At 65.9% G+C, this 17,994-nt stretch carries 25 protein-coding genes; 19 read left to right on the top strand and 6 right to left on the bottom strand.

Annotation, left to right across the window (positions count from 1 at the left end; translation table 11 throughout):
- Positions 1 to 20: 20 nt before the first annotated feature.
- The 5 genes from A9977_RS16565 to A9977_RS16545 form a co-directional block, all read right to left on the bottom strand.
- Positions 21 to 434, bottom strand: a complete 414-nt coding sequence (locus A9977_RS16565) for a hypothetical protein (RefSeq protein ID WP_183025947.1) — start codon at positions 432 to 434, stop codon at positions 21 to 23.
- Positions 431 to 991, bottom strand: coding sequence for a transglycosylase SLT domain-containing protein (locus tag A9977_RS16560; RefSeq protein ID WP_259652007.1), 561 nt, complete (start codon positions 989 to 991; stop codon positions 431 to 433). Before A9977_RS16560 ends, A9977_RS16565 begins: the two co-directional genes overlap by 4 nt.
- A 107-nt stretch (positions 992 to 1,098) precedes the next feature.
- Positions 1,099 to 1,446: a putative holin gene (locus tag A9977_RS16555; protein WP_310936150.1), complete on the bottom strand. Its 348-nt coding sequence runs from the start codon at positions 1,444 to 1,446 to the stop codon at positions 1,099 to 1,101.
- A 145-nt stretch (positions 1,447 to 1,591) separates the two neighbouring features.
- Complete coding sequence (locus tag A9977_RS16550) at positions 1,592 to 2,020, bottom strand: hypothetical protein (protein ID WP_183025945.1); 429 nt, start codon at positions 2,018 to 2,020, stop codon at positions 1,592 to 1,594.
- A gap of 294 nt (positions 2,021 to 2,314) precedes the next feature.
- A complete protein-coding gene (locus tag A9977_RS16545) occupies positions 2,315 to 2,884 on the bottom strand; it encodes a helix-turn-helix domain-containing protein (RefSeq protein WP_183025944.1) in 570 nt (189 codons plus the stop codon).
- A gap of 78 nt (positions 2,885 to 2,962) precedes the next feature.
- Here A9977_RS16545 and A9977_RS16540 point away from each other — a divergent pair, with 78 nt between their 5' ends.
- From A9977_RS16540 to A9977_RS16455, 19 genes are all read left to right on the top strand, one after another.
- Positions 2,963 to 3,175, top strand: a complete 213-nt coding sequence (locus A9977_RS16540; protein WP_310936146.1) for a DNA-binding protein — start codon at positions 2,963 to 2,965, stop codon at positions 3,173 to 3,175.
- Between the two features lie 78 nt (positions 3,176 to 3,253).
- Positions 3,254 to 3,754: a hypothetical protein gene (locus tag A9977_RS16535; protein ID WP_310936145.1), complete on the top strand. Its 501-nt coding sequence runs from the start codon at positions 3,254 to 3,256 to the stop codon at positions 3,752 to 3,754.
- On the top strand, positions 3,751 to 4,062 hold the full coding sequence (locus A9977_RS16530; RefSeq protein WP_183025943.1) for a helix-turn-helix domain-containing protein: 312 nt from the start codon (positions 3,751 to 3,753) through the stop codon (positions 4,060 to 4,062). Before A9977_RS16535 ends, A9977_RS16530 begins: the two co-directional genes overlap by 4 nt.
- Before the next feature lie 16 nt (positions 4,063 to 4,078).
- Positions 4,079 to 4,999 (top strand): hypothetical protein, encoded by a 921-nt coding sequence (locus A9977_RS16525; RefSeq protein ID WP_183025942.1) that lies wholly within the window; start codon positions 4,079 to 4,081, stop codon positions 4,997 to 4,999.
- A gap of 13 nt (positions 5,000 to 5,012) precedes the next feature.
- Positions 5,013 to 6,800 carry a DDE-type integrase/transposase/recombinase gene (locus tag A9977_RS16520; protein WP_183025941.1) on the top strand — a complete coding sequence of 596 codons (1,788 nt, stop codon included), beginning with the start codon at positions 5,013 to 5,015 and terminating at the stop codon, positions 6,798 to 6,800.
- A 7-nt stretch (positions 6,801 to 6,807) separates the two neighbouring features.
- Positions 6,808 to 8,043 carry an ExeA family protein gene (locus A9977_RS16515; protein WP_183025940.1) on the top strand — a complete coding sequence of 412 codons (1,236 nt, stop codon included), beginning with the start codon at positions 6,808 to 6,810 and terminating at the stop codon, positions 8,041 to 8,043.
- Positions 8,040 to 8,189: a hypothetical protein gene (locus tag A9977_RS16510; protein ID WP_183025939.1), complete on the top strand. Its 150-nt coding sequence runs from the start codon at positions 8,040 to 8,042 to the stop codon at positions 8,187 to 8,189. Before A9977_RS16515 ends, A9977_RS16510 begins: the two co-directional genes overlap by 4 nt.
- Positions 8,190 to 8,218: 29 nt before the next feature.
- The gene (locus A9977_RS16505) at positions 8,219 to 8,386 is read left to right on the top strand and encodes a hypothetical protein (RefSeq protein ID WP_183025938.1); all 168 of its coding nucleotides are present in this window, start codon (positions 8,219 to 8,221) and stop codon (positions 8,384 to 8,386) included.
- The gene (locus A9977_RS16500; protein ID WP_183025937.1) at positions 8,383 to 8,844 is read left to right on the top strand and encodes a hypothetical protein; all 462 of its coding nucleotides are present in this window, start codon (positions 8,383 to 8,385) and stop codon (positions 8,842 to 8,844) included. The genes A9977_RS16505 and A9977_RS16500 overlap by 4 nt, the downstream gene beginning before the upstream one ends.
- Positions 8,841 to 9,101, top strand: coding sequence for a hypothetical protein (locus tag A9977_RS16495; protein WP_183025936.1), 261 nt, complete (start codon positions 8,841 to 8,843; stop codon positions 9,099 to 9,101). Before A9977_RS16500 ends, A9977_RS16495 begins: the two co-directional genes overlap by 4 nt.
- A 12-nt stretch (positions 9,102 to 9,113) precedes the next feature.
- On the top strand, positions 9,114 to 9,734 hold the full coding sequence (locus A9977_RS16490) for a DUF3164 family protein (protein ID WP_183025935.1): 621 nt from the start codon (positions 9,114 to 9,116) through the stop codon (positions 9,732 to 9,734).
- Positions 9,734 to 10,147 carry a hypothetical protein gene (locus A9977_RS34085; RefSeq protein ID WP_220811828.1) on the top strand — a complete coding sequence of 138 codons (414 nt, stop codon included), beginning with the start codon at positions 9,734 to 9,736 and terminating at the stop codon, positions 10,145 to 10,147. The genes A9977_RS16490 and A9977_RS34085 overlap by 1 nt, the downstream gene beginning before the upstream one ends.
- Positions 10,147 to 10,638 carry a hypothetical protein gene (locus A9977_RS16485; RefSeq protein WP_183025934.1) on the top strand — a complete coding sequence of 164 codons (492 nt, stop codon included), beginning with the start codon at positions 10,147 to 10,149 and terminating at the stop codon, positions 10,636 to 10,638. The genes A9977_RS34085 and A9977_RS16485 overlap by 1 nt, the downstream gene beginning before the upstream one ends.
- The gene (locus tag A9977_RS16480) at positions 10,635 to 10,919 is read left to right on the top strand and encodes a hypothetical protein (protein WP_405054689.1); all 285 of its coding nucleotides are present in this window, start codon (positions 10,635 to 10,637) and stop codon (positions 10,917 to 10,919) included. The genes A9977_RS16485 and A9977_RS16480 overlap by 4 nt, the downstream gene beginning before the upstream one ends.
- Positions 10,920 to 10,922: 3 nt before the next feature.
- The gene (locus tag A9977_RS16475; RefSeq protein WP_183025933.1) at positions 10,923 to 11,621 is read left to right on the top strand and encodes a DUF2786 domain-containing protein; all 699 of its coding nucleotides are present in this window, start codon (positions 10,923 to 10,925) and stop codon (positions 11,619 to 11,621) included.
- Positions 11,618 to 12,289 carry a gp16 family protein gene (locus A9977_RS16470; RefSeq protein ID WP_183025932.1) on the top strand — a complete coding sequence of 224 codons (672 nt, stop codon included), beginning with the start codon at positions 11,618 to 11,620 and terminating at the stop codon, positions 12,287 to 12,289. The genes A9977_RS16475 and A9977_RS16470 overlap by 4 nt, the downstream gene beginning before the upstream one ends.
- Positions 12,286 to 12,663, top strand: coding sequence for a Mor transcription activator family protein (locus tag A9977_RS16465; protein ID WP_183025931.1), 378 nt, complete (start codon positions 12,286 to 12,288; stop codon positions 12,661 to 12,663). Before A9977_RS16470 ends, A9977_RS16465 begins: the two co-directional genes overlap by 4 nt.
- Before the next feature lie 212 nt (positions 12,664 to 12,875).
- Positions 12,876 to 15,050 carry a TonB-dependent siderophore receptor gene (locus A9977_RS16460; RefSeq protein ID WP_259651992.1) on the top strand — a complete coding sequence of 725 codons (2,175 nt, stop codon included), beginning with the start codon at positions 12,876 to 12,878 and terminating at the stop codon, positions 15,048 to 15,050.
- Positions 15,051 to 15,202: 152 nt separating this feature from the next.
- A complete protein-coding gene (locus A9977_RS16455; protein WP_183025930.1) occupies positions 15,203 to 16,459 on the top strand; it encodes a retroviral-like aspartic protease family protein in 1,257 nt (418 codons plus the stop codon).
- A gap of 19 nt (positions 16,460 to 16,478) precedes the next feature.
- Here A9977_RS16455 and A9977_RS16450 read toward each other — a convergent pair whose 3' ends face one another.
- Positions 16,479 to 17,993, bottom strand: a complete 1,515-nt coding sequence (locus tag A9977_RS16450) for a tripartite tricarboxylate transporter permease (RefSeq protein WP_183025929.1) — start codon at positions 17,991 to 17,993, stop codon at positions 16,479 to 16,481.
- Position 17,994 lies beyond the last annotated feature (1 nt).

Here is a 17,994-nt window from a genome sequence, read left to right as displayed (position 1 = left end):
CGACAGCCACAGGATCTACCTCACGGCCCGACGGTGCTGGCGCCGGGGCCGGGCACCGTACCGAGGACTCCGCCGGCAGCGGCTTTTGCAGCGTTGCCCTGGGCGGTGGCGAGACGGCGCATGACGTCGTCATCAAACAGACAGCCAGCACGGCTATCGGCAGTAGCGGCAAGCGCATTCTTGAACTCCTGGGTTGTCTCGGCGTCGGCAACGCCGCGGCGCGTGAGCGCCACGCGCATGGCCTTGCTGACCTTGGTGGCTTCGGTGATCAGCTGCGCATGCGAGCCGATCAATCCCGTCAGGTCCTTCACCGCTTTCGCGTTGTCTTTGGCGAGCACTGCCGCCTCGCCCTCGGCGTGGCCGTAGACGATGCCGCCGCCCGCGCTGGCCAGGCTGGCAAGGACGACGGCCAGGAGCCAGGTCGAGGTGCTCACAGCGTCGGACCCCAAGTCGCGTAGCGCGGCTGCAGGTCGATCAGGATGCGACGCGGGTACGTGAGGTTCTCTACGCAATGGCTGCGATGCCGCTTGGCGCTGCCGCACGCGGCGTCGACCGCCGCGCGGTCACCGGTCGACGCATTGCGAGCTTCGGCCTGCCAGTGCCCCAGTCCACCGTTGTAGGCGCGCAGCGCCACCCACATGCGATCACGCGGGCTGTAGGCGGCCGGTGCACGCTCGTAGAGCCATAGGTCGTAAACCACCAGGGCGCGCATCGCCCATGCAGGGTTGAACGGCTGGTTGGCCTTGAGTGCTGGGTCGATGCCCGCGATCCATTTCGATGTGCCTGGCATGAACTGCGCCAGGCCGGCCGCGCCGACGTGCGACACCGCGCCAGGCTTCCATGCCGACTCGGTGTGCACCTGGGCGGCGAACACCGCGACGGGTGCATTCAGGCCCCACACGGCACGCGCGGTGCGCGTCAGGTCAGCACGGTATGCAGCTGCGGCCTGAGGCACCTGGGCCTGAGCGGGCGAGCCCATGCAGGCCAGCATGGCGACAACAAGCACCGTGACCACGGCCACAACCGCAGTGGCTCGCCGGTGCCATCGTTCGCACAGCGCCATCTGGCGCTCGAAGTCCTTGTCAGCCTGCCAGTGCATCACAGGCCCAGTGCGACACCAATGACGACGGCGCCGACAACGACCGCGCGGCGCATCATGGCCGCGCAGTAGACGCGTGCGTAGTTCGGCACCACCGGAAAGTCGACGTCGTTTTCGGGCTCGTCGGTTCCTCGGCGCCAATCACGGCAGAGATAGCCGTCGGGGCGCGCGTAGGGGAACAGCGCCCGGTCCGCCCAGTAGCCCAGCACGACGGCCAAGGCAATGAGGGAGCCCTTGTAGAGCACGACGGGCAGTTGCACCGGCGAGATCAGCGCGATCAGGGCCAGCAGCACGACGGCCAGAATGAGCCAGAGGCTGTTGCGCGGCGCGCGCAGCCAGACGGGGATGGTTTCTTTGAGTTCCACGGGATGCTCCTCGGAAGGTGGACTGACACAGGAAGCTGTCAGTTTTCCGGGGAATGGAACTGCTGTCTTGGGACGCCGGTGCATACCCGACGCACCGTGCGATGGGCGGCACGGCCGCCTTCAATGGCTAGAGATTGGCTTCAGCCGCGATTCGTGCCCAGAGCTCGTCCAGCTTTATCGACGCGGCTTGGTCGGCGCGCTCGGCGTTCACCCTGTCGCCGTATTGCAACCGTGGTAGCGCCTGCATGGCGGCCGTCCACGCCGCGTGGTAGTCCCTCACGAGGGCGGCAGTCGGTGGCTGCGCTGCAGCAGAAACCGCCTTTGGGCTGCTGCTCTCGTTGGCGATTGCAGTCTCGACGCACGCCTTGGTACGTGCATAGCGGGAGGCCTCCTCCAAGGACAGCGCGGCCGACATGGAATAGCTGCACTCGTTGTACGCCTTCTTGGTGGACTCACGCCATTGGCGCAAATCGCTTTGCGCGTGTGCGCTAGGTCCAGCCGCCGCGAGAACAGCTAGGAGCAGGAATAACCGGGAATTGCGGATGGCCAATTTCATTCATCGCCTTCAAGGGGTTGGGGCCTGCTAGGCCTTCGGAAATGATGCGCGGTCGAACTCAATTGATCGGCGCCCACATGCTGGCCTGGTCGAGCACGCGGCTAGTGCAGCACCTCACCGGGCAACCACGGCATCTGTCACGGCTGGGCTTGTAGTCAAAGCCCGCGCGCGCCTGGTTGATCACGATGACATCACCGCCGACGCGCCCGATCTGGACCGAATTATTTCCTCGATTTTCCTGCTGGGGCCGCAACCTCGCAGCCCACTCCAACCACTTAGGCATCCGTGTCTCCGTTATTTGACGGAGCCACTTTTAACAGTTGTTTTACCTTTGGCGCGGCCAATCTGAATTGACCCTCGGCCGTTGTTTCGCTGCGTGATGCTTTGGTCGGCCGAATTGCCAATTCCTTCCGCCCTCGGGACTGCGCCGTCAATCGCCAACCTGAGCAGCATCTGCTTCGCTTCTCGATTCATCGCGCGATAGCTCGTCAGCAACAGCTCTTCGTCCGCCGGCAGGGGATCGTGCAAGTGCTTGACGGCGTCCAGGGTGCGCTTGAGCTGTTCACTGGGCGTTCCGCCTCGCTCGGCCTGCATAGCGGCGGCGAGCTGCAGCTGCGCGGCCAGCACGTCCTGGCTCGCTTTCTCGACGGCCTTTCCACTTCCGCTAAGGATCACGAAAGGATCAAGGCCAAGGGCGGGTTCACGTTGCGCCAGCGCCCAGAGCTTCTCCTCGGGGAAGGCGTCGCGCTTCTTCCGATCAGAAAACGCGGCCTTCGTCATGCCCAACGCCTTCGCCACCTCCTGATCGGAGGTGACTCCGAGGGCCTGCTTCAACCGCAGCAGCTTTTCATCGAAATTTCGCACGCGCACTTTCCTCTTGACTGAATCAAGATTTCTTGACTATGATTCACACTGTTTCGCCGCCTATCCCACGGATTGACGGTGAAAACCATTCCGGAGAAAGCCATGACTCAGCCAACCCCAAACCAGATCAAACACAACCTTCGCAAGCAGGGCCAGACCCTCAAGCAGTTCGCTGCAGCCCACGGGTTCGCCTACAGAACCGTCAGCGACGTCATCCGGGGTGTCCGGGTCGGCAACTTCGGCGAGGGCCGCGACGTGCGCCTGAAGTTGGGGCTGCCCGTCAACGACTGAGGTCGTGTTCGCAATGAAGTTTAGCGACGCGGTGCACCTGTGCACCACCCCCAGCCAGACCCTTTTTTTGGAGCGCCCGTGACAGCACCCAACACCGCAATTCCAGTGCGCCGCCGGAATTGGAAGCTCATGCAGCCGAACAGCCTGCGCCACGCGCTCGAACTCTGCAAGGACCACGCACTTGAAAAGCTCAACCGCTCGGTCCCTGGCATCGCTTCGGAGATGGGTCTCGCCGACCACTGGAGCCTCTACAAATGGCTTCAAAACGGTCGTATGCCGCTCTGCTTCCTGATCCCGTATGAGAACGCCTGTGGGATCGACTTCGTCTCGCGATGGCTTGCCTCAAGCAAGGGGCGAGTGCTGATCGACATGCCCACTGGTCGGAACCTCAGGGAGACCGACGTGGTCGAGCTTCACAACGGGTTCGGCCAGGCGCTCCAGCTCCTGACGTCCTTCTTCAAGGGCGACGCGAAGCCCGAAGACACGACTGCCGCGCTGACCGCCCACCTTGCGCAGGTCGCGTGGCACCGCGCAAACGTCGAAAAGCACACCACCCCCGAACTGGATTTCGGCCAATGAGCGCCGACGACACAAAGGGCAGCGCGCAGGTGATGAGGGCTCTGCGCATGGTCACCCTGCTGGCAGCTGAACCGCTGCGAGGCCTCTCCAACAAGGACCTCGCTACGGCCCTGAGCTGCCCAGCCAGCTACGTCACCCGGACAGCCGAGTCGCTCATCGAGCTCGGCTGGGCGGTCAAAGACGAAACGACGGGTCGATTCCGGATTGCTCGGGAAGCCGCACGCATCGGCATCCGGACCATGGCGGCCCTTGATCAACACGAGCGGCAGCTCTCCGAAGTCCGCCGCAATTTCACCATTTCCGACTAAGCAAGGACAGAACGACATGGCACGCACGCCCACTCAAACGATCACGGCACAGGGCCCGACCGTGGATGAAGCAGCGCTCGAGCGCGCTGAAAGCGCCGGCACCGAGCTGGCCCGCCTGCAGGAAGATGCCGCCGGCAAGGTGCAGGCCTTGGCGCTTTCGCTCGGCTACGACGGGCAGTTGTCGGTCGGCACGCTTGAAGACGAAATTCGCTTCTATCAGCGTCGATCGGTAGAAGCTCTGCTCGAGAGCGGAAAGCGCCTCTTGCTGCTGAAGCAGATGACGCCGCATGGTGACTTCAAGGCGCGCGTCGAGCTGCTCGGGTTCTCCGACCGGACTGCACAGCGCTTCATGCAGGCCGCAGCCAAGACGGCCAAATCCGCCAATTTGGCGGCTTTGAGCACGCAGGTGAAGAGCGCTAGCGCCTTCCTGGAGTTGGTCACGCATGACGACGACGTCCTCGAAAACCTCCAGGAGATCGACAACATCGAGCGGATGAGCCCGAGCGAGCTTCGGGCGGCGCTGCGCCAGTCCGAGAAGGATGCGGAATTCAACGCGCAGAAGCGTCAGAAGGCCGAGTCAGAGCGTGACGCAATGGAGAAGAAGCTGGGCGGCAAACGTCCGGTGTCAGTGCCGCTCGATGAACGCATCACGCCGTTCCAACTGGAAATCGCCGAGCGCCAGAGCCTGCTGGACAAGGCGCTCGCAGCGCACCACGAGGCAGTCATCGCGCTGGAGGCTTGGTGGAACGAAGAGCCAGCCGACGGCGAGAGCAATGAGATGCCCGCCAGCGTGCGGATCGTGCTGCTCAGCCTCGACGACTCGGTCAACCGCACCGCCAGCGCCGTGGGTGCGCTGCAGGCCGAGCTCTCAACGCGTTTCGGCGTGTACATCGATGAAGCCCGCCAGTACCAGATGGCGACCGGCGAGCGTGGCTGAGGTGATCGACTCCATGCCTGCACTCTCACCCGAAATCCACGACTACATGCGTGGGCTCGCTCAGCGCCTGGACGCCGTCGGGCACGGTGGCGCGACGCCGCTGGTGCGCGAGGCTGCTGAGTTCTTGGCCTGGTCACCGCAGACCGTGTATCGCCAGCTCAAGGCGGCTGTAGGTTGGTCGTCGGGCCGCCGGGCACGCTGCGACAAGGGCTCGACCAGCGTATCGCTCGACGCGCTCGCCACCTTGGGCGCTGCGCAGCGCGAAGCTGTGCGCGAGAACGGGAAGCAAACGCTTTTCACCACCACCGCGCGCGGCATGCTGGAAATGAACGGCATCGAGTTCGGGGTCGGCAACAGCAGGCTCAACACCCTGCTGCGCGATCGCAAGCTCAACGTGGCAGCACAGCGCGTCGCGGCCCCGGTCCAGGAGCTGCGCGCGCCGCACCCGAACCACACGCACCAGGTCGACCCGTCGCTGTGCCTGGTGTACTACCTCAAGGACCGCCAGTACATCGTGCGCGATAGCGAGTTCTACAAGAACAAGCTGGACGCCATGGCGAAGGTGAAGTTCAAGGTGTACCGCTACGTCATGTACGACAAGGCCAGCGCCACCATCGTGCCCTGGTACTGCGAGGCGGTCGGCGAAGACCAGCACAACCTCTTCAATTTCCTCATGTTCGCCTGGGGCGTGCAGCCGGGCCGGCTGTTCCGCGGCGTGCCGAAGTTCATGCTGTGGGACAAGGGCAGCGCCAACCAATCGGCCGCGATCAAGAACCTGCTCAAGCAGCTTGAGGTCACGCCGCTGGACCACCAGGCCGGCAACGCGCGGGCCAAGGGTGGCGTCGAGAACGCGAACAACATTGTCGAGACACAGTTCGAGTCTCGACTGCGGTTTGAGCCGGTCGACAACGTCGACCAGCTCAACGCCGCCGCGAGCGCCTGGGCCAATTCCTACTGCGCGAACCTCATCCCTGGGCAGGACACGCGCCTGCGCCGCCGTGGCATGGTTGGCGCGACCGCACGCTACGACCTGTGGCAGCTCATCACCGAGGACCAGCTCCGGCTGCTGCCGCCGGTGGACGTCTGTCGCGCCCTGATGGCGAGCCGCGAGGTCGACCGCCTGGTCCGGCCGAACCTGACCATCAGCTTCCGGCACCCGGCCGCCAATCGCCCGGCCGACTACAGCCTGCGCGGGCTGGACGGCATCAGCGTCGGCGACAAGGTGCAGGTCCGCGCTCTGGTGTACGGCGAATGCGCCATCCAGGTCGAGGTTCCCCGCTACGACGGCGAAATGATGATCCACCGCGTCGAGCCGGTGCAGGGCTTCGACCGCTTCGGCCAGCTCGAAGCCGCGGCCGAGATCGGAGCCGAATACAAGGCCATGCCGCGCACCGAGGCGCAGCATGCCACGGCCACGATGGACGCCAAGGCCTACCCGGGCATGGATGCAGACGAGGTCAAGGCAGCACGCGACAAGAAGACGGCGCCCTTCGAGGGAAAGCTGGTCGCGCACAGCTATCTGAAGGACATCGAGCAGCCGACCTACCTGCCGCGCGCGGGCTCCGAGATCGAGGCACCAGCTCACGTGCGCATCGAGCCCACCAAGCTGGACGCGGTCGACGCGATGTTGAGGGTGGCGAAGGGCATCGGCCGCTACCTGACGGCCGACGAGAACGCCTTCATGACCGCCCGGTACGCAGAGGGCGTGCCGGAGGACCAGATCGAGGCGCTGATCGCGCAATTCACCGCGCCGGTCCAGGCGGAACCCATGCGTGCGGCCGGTGGCCTGCGCGCGGTCTGAGGAATCCATGCTCAACCTGAAAGCCGCGCTCATCAGCGTCAAGCGCAAGCAATCCGATCTCGCTCGCCACCTGAAGGTGTCGGGCGCCACCGTGAATCTGATCATCAATCTCGACCGCTGGCCCAAGGGGCTCGGCGGGAAAGAACTGCTGCAGGAACGCATCGCGAAGTTCCTGCGAGCCAACGGCGCGGACGAGGCCACGGTGGCCGCTGCGTTTAACGAAGCACCGGACACATCGCGCGCCAACGCGATGTGCCCGATGGCGGGTTGCCCCGCTCACTCCGGCCCCCAAGCCCATTCAAAAACCGAGGACGAGAACATGCTACTGCGGAAACACACCATCAACCGCGCCGCGCGCGCGCACTTCAAGATCCCACGCGACCCGTTCACGGGCGAGATGGAAACCGAAGCGGACGTCTTTCTCTCGGACGACATCCGGTATGTGCGGGCGTCGATGCGTCAGACGGCCAAGCACGGGGGCATGCTGGCCGTGATCGCGGAGAGCGGCGGCGGCAAGAGCACGCTGCGCCACGACCTGAACGAGTGGATCAACACCAGCGGCGAGCCGATCACCGTCATCGAGCCCTACGTGCTCGGCATGGCCTCGTCGGAACGCAAAGGGCGACCGCTCAAGGCCGAGGACATCACGGGCGCCGTGATCCGCGCTGTGTCGCCAGGCACCTCGCTGCGCGCGGCGACCAGCCAGCGCTCGGGCCAGATGCACGACATCCTCAAGGCCAGCGCCCAGATCGGCCGCAAGCACGTCGTGATCATTGAAGAGGCCCACGACCTGGCTACGCCCACGCTCAAGCACCTCAAGCGCTTCTATGAGCTGCAGGACGGCTTTAAGAAGCTGCTGGCGATCATCCTGATCGGCCAGACCGAGCTGGAGCTGAAGCTCTCCGAGCGCAACCCAGAGGTGCGTGAGGTGGTGCAGCGCTGCGAGATGGTCAAGCTGCCGCCGCTCGACAACCACGTCGAGGCCTATTTGCGCCACAAGTTCACCCGCGTCGACGTGGACCTCGACGCCGTCATGGCGCCCGATGCGATCGAAGAGATCCGCAACCGCCTACAGCAGGCCGTGACGGAAAACACACGCGGCAGCCGCGTCGTGCGCAGCCAGTCCCTGTGCCACCCGCTGGCGATCAACAACCTGGTCAGCGCGGCGATGAACGAGGCCGTGACCATCGGCGCCGCCAAGGTGACGGCCGGTCTGATCTCTGCGGTAGCGAGGGCCGAATGAAAACCTTCCTGCTGCGCATCGTCATGCGCGATGGCTCGACTGGCCACCACCACGGCCTCTACGCCGACGGCTTCGCTGCTGTCATCACGGCGCTGGAGAACTTCCCCGAAGCCATGCGCATCAGCGCGACGCGGGTGATGGCATGAGGCGCACTCCACCCGAGACGGTCGTTCAGATGAAGAACGACACCCTGTTCATGGTGATCTGGGTGCTGTTGTGCGTCGGCTCGTTCCTGGCCGCCGTGGCCGTCAACGACTACAGCAACGAGGAAATCCAGCGTGTTGAGGCCGTGTACACCAAGGGCATGGCTGAAGGCTCGGCTCTCTGCGGAGGTCGGCCATGAGCATGTTCGACCTCGGACGCCCTAAGGACGTCCCGGCCAAGGTGCTGAGCCCGGTGCGCGCAGCCATCTTCGGCCAGCTGCGGGCCCACGGCGAGCGCAGCACTGCACAGCTCCTTGAGGCCTTGCTCGCGGTAAACCTCGTCACTGCGGACGACCTGGCGCGCGACCCCTACTGGATGCAGAAGAGCCTGGCGCGCCTGCGCTCCAGCAAGCGCATCGACAAGCGTATCAACGAAGTCGGAAAGCTCGTCTGGTTCGAGGGCCAGGCGCCGCAGGCGTCAGTCGCACCGTCACCTGAGTCGACGGGACGCGTTGCCGCGCCGCGCCACATCAACGTCATGCACGGCCCGAAGTACCAACCGGCGCCCTGGGTTCCGGCCCGCGCCGGTGCGCTGGACCACGCCAGCGTCGACAGCCTGATCGGTGGCCGGCGCGTGGCCTTCGGGAGCGCCGCATGACCGCCGCACAGCGCCTGCAGGTGGTCCTCGTGGCGCTGCTGCCTGGCGACGGTACTGCGGTCCCGGCGACGGCGTTGCAGCGTGCCGTGGGCTGCACCGCACGCGACGTGGCCGAGGCGTTCGACGTACCTGTCGTCGCCGGCATCGTGCGCCACGACGTGATGTCGGACAGCTATGCCGCCTTGAAGAAGGGGAGCGCGCTGCCGCACCATGCCGACCAATTTCCGCCTGAGGCGGCACCCATCCACCAACCGTAGGAGCTTTATTTCATGACTTCCCCGACCACCGTTCCCGAGGGTTACATGCGCGACCCGCAGGGCCGCCTCGTGCCCATCAACCTGGTGAAGCCGATCGACCAGGAGCGCGACCGCCTGGTCAACGAACTGGCGCCCCTCGCGCTTGAGCTGCACCAGAGGCTGGCCCAGTTCAAGGCGAAGGTGTTCGGCGACGTGACCGCGTTCGTCGAGCTGAGCGCCGAGCAGTACGGCGTAAAGCGCGGCGGGAAGAAGGGCAACGTCACGCTGCACACCTTCGATGGCCGTTACAAGCTCCTGATCGCCACGTCGGAGGCCATCACCTTCGATGAGCGCCTGCAGGCCGCGAAGGAGCTGATCGATGCCTGCGCCGCGGACTGGACGGACAACTCCCGTGACGAGGTCAAGATCGTGATCCAGGAAACCTTCCGTGCTGACAAGGAAGGCAAGCTGAGCGTGGGCCGCATCCTGGGCCTGCGCCGCTGGGCCATCACCGACCCGCGCTGGCAAGAGGCAATGCGCGCGATCGGTGAGTCGATCCAGGTCATCGGCTCGAAGCAGTACGTCCGCATCTACGAGCGCATCGGCGAAACCGAGCGCTACGCCGCCATCCCGCTCGACATGGTGGCGGTGTGATGTCGAGCGTCGATCAAGACGATGCAACAGGCGGTGCCTTCGAGCACCGCCTGGTTGACGCTGTCGCCGCACCTCGCCCCGCAGGTCTCGGCCCGAACAGCCCGTTTGCGATGGCAGCGCGATACCTTGGACTGTCCGAGGATTCGGTAGCTGCCGCACCACCACGCTCGGCTGAGACGGCAGCACGGGCCACCGCCGTACCGCCCCTCTCGAGTGCGCCGGTCGAGCCCTCGGGTTTGCCAGCTACTGGAGATCCGTTCTGGTGCTCCTTCTATGGCACGGGTGCCATCCGTCTCGCTATCGGTGACCAGCAGCGCTTCGTCTCTCCCGCACAGGCGAAGCGCCTGGCAGATCGCCTTGCAGCGCACGCGCAGGCCTGCGCTCCCATCACCAACAACAAGGACATCGCCTGATGACCGCTACCAGTTCTCTCCTTGGTCAAGCTGCGCCGATGGGCGGCCAGCTGATCTTTCCCCGTCGCCCTCGGGCGGCGGGGCCTTTCTCTGAACGCCGCATCGGCTCCTTCGATCGATCGGATCTGGCACTGACCATCATGGCCACGGTGGCCGCAACGCTGCGCGCGGAGACGATGCGCGGCGCTATCCGATGCGCGCTCTGGATCAACGAGACCGAGACGCTCGACGATCGCATCGACCTCGTCATCGCTGAGATCGAGCAGGGCCTCTTTCCCCAGGGCGAGCAACGCGCTATGACCTGCCGCACCCTGCGTTCGATGCGCAAATTGCTTGCGTTCGCCGACAGCAAGGGCGACATCTATGACACGCTCTGGCTCGCCGACCGCGCGCCCTGCAAGCTGCTCGAGTATCTCGATCTCAACATCGAGCTGCTCGAGCAGCAACGCGGGCAGCGACCAGCGGATCAAGGCGTGGGAGGTCGCGCGTGATCCGTATGGCCGCTCTCTCCTCGGCAACGGGCGCTGTGGGCGCGTTCCTGTTGCGTATCGACGTTCTCGCCGCTGCGACAGGCATCGTCGGCGCCTTCCTGATGGCGACGATGGCCGCACCCGCTATGGCCTTCGCGCTTTTCCTGGCCAGCAATTCGGCATGGATGACTTACGGAGCGAAGCACCGCCAGTGGCCGCTATTCAGCATGCAGCTCATCTTCTCCATCTCCAGCGTGCTGGGCCTGTGGAACTCGTGGCTCGGACCACTGATCTTGGGGTGAACCATGAACCGTGACGACGCCCTGAAGAAGATCAAGAAGTGCCTGGCGCTCGCGAAGAGCACCAGCCCGAACGAGGCCGGCATCGCAATGCGCCAGGCGCAACGCCTGATGGCGGAGCACGGCGTGAGCCCTGACGACGTCGCACTTTCCGACGTGAGCGTCGTGAAGTGCTCGACCCGGACGAACTCTCAGCCGCGCTGGGAGGTGAGCCTCGCTCGCATGATCGCGGAGGCCTTCGGCTGCGACCTGATCTGGTTGAGCGAGGGCCGGATGCTCGCCTCGCGCCGGGTCATCCATCGGGAAGTGGCTTTCATCGGCGTAGCCTCTGCGCCGAAGGTCGCTGCGTACGCCTGGGACGTCCTGTCGCGCCAGTGCGCAAAGGCGCGCCTGGCACATCTGCGCAAGCAGCCTGCGCGTTGCAAGCCCATCACCCTCACGGCCCGTGGCGATGAGTTCGCCATGGGCTGGGTGTATGCCGCGAATCAGCTGCTGGACGCATTCGCCAACCCGAGGCGGAACGTCCTGTTGATCGAGCAGTACAAGGCACAGACCTGGCCCGACAGCACGACGTTCCAGGCCAAAGATCGGACCGTCGGGAGGAACGTGACCGACGCGGATCGAGCCGCCGGGTTCGTGGCCGGCCTCGACGCGCAGTTGAACCGTGGCGTAGGCGGCGTGCCAGAAAGAGCGCTGCTCGCATGAAACCCGCCACCGCACCGACTAGGCCCGCGCGCTCGGCATCGGCCGCGGGCGACCGCGGCAGGCTGATCACCCTGATCCACGTCGCCAAACGCGACCTGCAGATGGACGATCCGACCTACCGAACCATGCTGCGCACGGCTGGAAAGGCCGATTCGACCGCCAAGATGGGCGTTCCAGCGCTGATGAAGGTCTTGGAACACGCCAAAAAGGCGGGTTTCAAGGTGCGTTCCAAGGCCGGCGATCGGCCGCTGGCGACCTCCACCGAGGCCCGCAAGGTTCGCGCGCTGTGGCTGTTCCTGCACCAGCTCGGCGCAGTCCAGGACCCAGCCGAGTCGGCTCTGGCCGCCTACGTGAGGCGCATTGCAAAGGTCGACGACCTGCGCTGGGCGCGGCACGACCAGATGTTGGCCCTGATCGAGACGCTCAAGAAGTGGGCGATGCGCTTCCTGCCGGCAGCTGTCGCCGGGCTCCGGGCCGACGCGGCAGCGCTGGCCGCACGCGGCGAGCTGACGGCCGAGCAGCTCGGGCACTGCCAATGGGCCCACAACGAGGTCAGCGGCGGTGAACTGACGTTCGATCGCCACTGGGCTGCCTGGGAGGCCTATGTCGCCATCGTGGGCCGGCCCGCGGCGGCACCGGTCAACTCCAACCATGAAGGCGTGATGTGAACGCAGAGACCCGCATGGGCGAGAGGCGCCACGAGCTGCTCGCCGACATGGTGCAGCTGGCCGAGCGGGTACTCGCCGAGCAGGAGGTGCCTCCGGCCGCTGCGGCCGTGGCGGTCAGCGCCCTGGTGGACCGGCTGACCTCCCATTGGGGCGGCCAGAACATTTACTTCCCGACAGACTATCAATGGCGCTTGGCGCGCGTCGAGCTGCAGATCTACGACGCCTTCACGGGCAACAACCAGGTCGAGCTGGCACGCATCCATGGCATGACGGAGAGCGGCGTCCGTCGGCTCATCGCTCGCGTCCGTGCCAAACTGGCATCGTTCAAGTCCGAGCAGCAGCTCGACATGCTCGAACCGCCGAGCGAATCTTGAAAAAACGGGCTGCGCGGCCCGTTTGCACTCCGCGTAACTGATTTACACCGAGGCCGTTTTCTAAATCCCGCCTTGTCCCCGTATATCCCAGTTATCGCACCAGCGCCTCTCCCTTTATCTCAGTCTCGTTCACAAGGTTTCCAACGAATCTAAATGGGAATCGTTTTTATCTGTAGACTCGCCCCTCCTAAAAACACGAGGAGGGCTTTTCGTTGCGCTACAGATCTTTCATCACTCCCCCCTTCGGCCAGGTCGCGGCCGGCTTCGCCGCCATGGCGTCCGTCTGGGCGGCCCATGCCCAACAGGGCCCTGACGCCCTGCACCCCGCGGGTGCGCGCGCCCTCGACACGGTCACGGTCACGGCCGACGCGCTGGACCCCGACGACGCCCGCCCCCGCGGCGGCGTCTCGACCGCCACCAAGACCGCCCTGCCCCTGAAGGACATTCCGCAGACGGTCGACGTGATCGAGGTGAGCAAGTTCAAGACCTACGGCATCAACGACCTGAGCGTGATGCTCGACGGCACGCCGGGCATCGACACCACCTACGACACGCGCGGCGACGGCATCACCATCCGCGGCTTCGACGCCAGCTCGGGCGACATCTACCGCGACGGCGTGCGCGCCGGCGGGCAGATCCGGCGCAGCACGGCCAACGTCGAGCGCATCGAGATCCTGAAAGGCCCGGCCTCGGTGCTGTACGGCCGCGGCAGCGGCGGCGGCATCGTCAACCTGGTGAGCAAGCAGGCCAGCTTCGACGCGGTCAGCAGCATCGGCTTGCGGGCCGGCTCGTGGAACAACCGGGGCGCGACCATCGACCTCAACCGCGAGATCAACCCCAATACCGTGGTGCGCCTGACGCTGGACCGCGAACAGGCCGACAGCTTCCGCAGCGGCATCCAGAACGAGAACACGATGGTGTCGCCCAGCATCCTGTACGACAACCATCGCGGCCTGCGCTGGCTCGGCCAGTACACGCAGGACACGGTGTGGCGCCGGCCCGACCGCGCGCCTGCCTACGACAGCCTGCCGGCCGACGTGTCGATCCGAACCGCCTATGCGCATCCGGACGACTTCATCGAGGACAGGATGAAGATGTGGCGTTCGGTGCTGAGCTACGACTTCACGAGCGACTGGTCGCTCAAGTGGACCAGCGTGCTGCACGAGGCCAGCCAGGACTTCGACCATCTCTACGGCGGCAGCTACTGCCGCCCGAACGGCACCCTCCTGAGCAACGGCCGCCGCTGCACCACCCCCGGCCGCATGACCTTCACCCGCGCCTGGCAGCAGACGGACAACCGCACCTTCACCAACGCGCTGGACCTGACGGGCAAGTTCAAGACCGGCGCCATCACGCACGACCTGCTGCTGGGCTTCGAGCTGGCCACCGAGAAGCGCAACCCCAGCCTGTCGACCTCGATCACCGACCCGGCCATGGCATACACCGCGTCGGTCGATCCGTACAACCCGGTGTGGCTTGTGCCCAAGCCGCCGCACGGTCCGGCCCGCACCGTGAACCAGCACCGCGCCGAATCGCGCGCGCTGTACGTGCAGGACCTGATCGGCCTGAGCGAGCAATGGAAGCTGCTGGTCGGCGCCCGCCAGGAAAGCTTCGACTTCGCGAGCCGCAACGTGCTCATCGACAAGGAGCGCAGCTACGACGGCAGCCAGCTGAGCCCGCGCGTCGGCGTGGTGTGGCAACCCGTGCCCGCGCACAGTTTCTACGCCTCGTATTCCAAGAACTTCTCGCCCTACGGCGGGCGCGGCATGATCAGTGTGGCGGTGGAGGACAACGCGGTCTACGACGAGGAGCCGCAGGTCTCGCGCCAGTTCGAGATCGGCACCAAGAGCGACTGGCTCGGCGGCCGGCTCTCGACCCAGGTGTCGCTCTACAGCCTGGAGTTGCTCAACATCCGCTACCGGCCCGACCCCGACAAGGATCCCTTTCGTTGGGCGGTGCGCGGCGCCGAGCGCTCGCGCGGCCTCGAAGCCAGCATCACCGGCCGACTCGCGAAGAGCTGGTACGTGCGCGGTGGCGTGGGCCTGCAGCAGGCCAAGGTCACGCAGGACCTCACGACGCCGGCCAACGTCGGCAAGTTCAAGCCCAACGTCGCGCGCAAGAACGGCAGCATCTTCGTGCGCTATGCACCCGAGAGCCCCTGGTACGGCGAACTCGGCGTGACCTACCGCGGCCCGATCTACAACGCCATCGACAACCTCAGCGAGCGCTCCGGCTACACCCGCTGGGACGCCTCGGTCGGCTGGCGCGCCATGCCCTGGACCGTGACCCTCGCCGTCACCAACCTGAGCGACAAGCGCTACTGGCGCGCCACCTCGATGCCGGGCGCACCGCGGGCGGTGTTGTTGAGCGGGAGCTACGTGTTCTGAGGCCCGACGTCGCGTCGATCCGAGCCGACCTGAGCCCCATCGCTCGCCATCGCGATGGGGGTCAAGGCGGGCGAGGACGGCAAGTCAGTCCTGAGTCAGCGCATCGCACCGAGCATCCCCGGACAAAGAAAACGAGCGACAGGGATGCAAGCATGACGAAGATCCAGCACAGGGATTGCCTTTCCGCGGCCGCGAACATTCGCCTCGACACGCGCCGCATACCGCCCCGGGGCGTTGCGTCGACCGGCGGTGCCTGTCAGAGCGCCCTTGAGCAAGACCCACAAGCACCGGGAAGCTTCCCCATGGCTCGGACGAATCCGGGTGCTGCGCACGAAATTCCTCCCCGTTTTGCATGGCTTTTGATGGTCGCATTGGCGATGTGCGTGCACGGCGTCAGTGCGCAAACGACCTCGCCGATGCCAGCGCCCCCCGCGGTCGACACGCCACCGTTGGCGTCGTCGTCCGCCGTCGCCACCTGCCATCCTGTCGCCAGTGCGGTGTTGCCGATGCGGCTCTACCAAGGACGTTTTCTGGTCGAGATCGGCATCGACGGCCGCTCGCTGCCCATGATGGTCGACAGCGGCGCGCAGCACAGCACCATCACACCGGCCATGGCGCAAGCCCTCGGACTGGAGCCCAATGAGCGCCACCGGGTCCGGGTCCGTGGTGTGGGAGGTCTCTCGCAACCCACGCCGGCGGTCACTGCCTCGCGCCTGACGTTCGGCAGCTCGCAACGGCTGGGCTACGACCTGACGGTGGCCGAGATCGCGCGCGCGGGGGACGACGGTGATCCGCAGGCTCCCGTAGGTCTGCTGGGCGCCGACCTCCTCGCCTCCTATGACGTCGAGCTCGACTTTCCGAAGCAGACGATGACGCTCTACCCGGTCAATGCGCTCTCCGATTGCACCGGGGACTTCGTGCCGTGGCGGGGAGCCCACGACCGCATCGACGCGGTGCACAGCGCGGAGAATGCGTTGCTGATTCCCGTGGTCCTGAACCGCCATCCGGTACTGGCCTTGGTGGATACCGGGGCACAGCGCAGCCTGGTGAGCCACGACGCGGCAATTGCCGCCGGCGTCGACCCGGCGGTGCTCGCGCAGGAACCGATGGGCGCCTTGACGGGCATGAACGGCCTGTCGGTCGCGGCGCATCGCCACCGCTTTGCGAGCATGCGTGTGGGGCGAGCCACTTTCGCGCGCGCGCCGGTCCTGGTGCAGGACCCCTCGGACAAGCAGGCCGAGATGCTGCTGGGCCTGGACTTCCTGCGTTGGCGCAAGCTCTGGCTGTCGTACGCGACCGCGCAGGTGTTCATCCAGTTCACGCCTGGCCCCAGGGTACGGCCGACGCTCCCGGCCGAGCCGGTGGCCGCGGCTGCGGCGCAACCCGGCTCACTTTCTTCCGGGCGCTGAGATCGGGCGGCGCTGCGGCTCAGGCGAGCTGCGCGCGCTCCTTGCGCATCGCCATCGCCTTCGCGATGCGCGGCAGCGTCAGCACGGCCAGGATCACCACCACCAGCGTGATCGACATCGGGCGCTGGAAGAAGACCATCGCACTGCCCTCGCCGATCGACATCGCGTTGCGCAGCTGCGCCTCGGCCAGCGGGCCCAGGATCATGCCGACCACCACCGGCGCGGTCGGGAAATCGAAGCGCCGCATGATCACGCCCAGCACGCCGATGGCATACAGCAGGAACAGGTCGAAGGCGCTTTGGCGCATGCCGTAGGCACCGACCGTGGCGAAGATCAGGATGCCGGCGTAGAGCTGGGGCTTGGGGATCTTCAGCAGCTTGACCCACAGACCCACCATCGGCAGGTTCAGCACCAGCAGCATCACGTTGCCGATGTAGAGCGAGGCGATCAGCGCCCAGACCAAGGCGGCCGAGGTGGTGAACAGCTGCGGGCCGGGCTGGATGCCGTAGTTCTGGAACGCGCCCAGCAGGATGGCCGTGGTGTTGCTGGTCGGGATGCCCAGCGTGAGCAGCGGGATCAGGGCCGCGGTCACGGTCGCGTTGTTGGCGGCCTCGGGGCCGGCCACGCCTTCGATCGCGCCCTTGGTGCCGAACTCCGCCTTGTCCTCGGGGTTCTTGACCAGCTTCTTCTCCATCGCGTAGCTCAGGAAGGTCGGGATCTCGGTGCCGCCGGCCGGGATGCACCCGAAGGGCGTGCCGATGGCGGTGCCGCGCAGCCAGGCCGGGACCGAACGCTTCCAGTCGCGCTTGCTCATGTGCACGCGGCTGAGCTTGTTCTGGCCCTCGACCACCTTGCCTTCGTACAACACGGCGTAGAGCACCTCAGCCACCGCGAACAGCCCGACCGCGACCAGCACGATCTCGATGCCGTCGAGCATCTCGGGAATGCCGCCGGTGTAGCGGCCCTGGCCCGAGATCTGGTCGAGGCCGACGCAGCCCGCGGCCAGGCCGATGAACAGCGCCGTCATGCCGCGCAGCGTGCTCTTGCCCAGCACCGCGCTCACCGTGGTGAAGGCCAGCAGCATCAGCAGGAAATACTCGGGCGGACCCAACTTGACAGCGAACTCGGCCACGAAGGGCGCGAACAGCGTGACGATCACGGTGGCGATGGTGCCGGCCACGAAGGAGCCGATGGCCGCGGTGGCGAGCGCGGCGCCCGCGCGGCCGCTCTTGGCCATCTTGTTGCCCTCCATCGCCGTCACCATGCTGGCCGTCTCGCCAGGCGTGTTGAGCAGGATCGAGGTGGTCGAGCCACCGTACATGGCGCCGTAGTAGATGCCCGAGAAGAAGATCATCGAGGCCGTGATGTCGACCTTGCCGGTGATCGGCAGCAGCATCGCCACGGCCACGGCCGGGCCGATGCCGGGCAGCACGCCGACGGCCGTGCCCAGCGCGCAGCCGACCAGGCACCAGAGCAGGTTGATGGGGGTGATGGCGGTGGCGAAGCCCGCCATCAGGGCATTGAAGATGTCCATG

Source organism: Variovorax sp. UMC13 (assembly GCF_014170375.1).
In the GTDB taxonomy this organism is placed as follows: domain Bacteria; phylum Pseudomonadota; class Gammaproteobacteria; order Burkholderiales; family Burkholderiaceae_C; genus Variovorax.
Note: the sequence above shows the minus strand (reverse complement) of the source record. Positions and strands in the feature narration are given on the sequence as shown.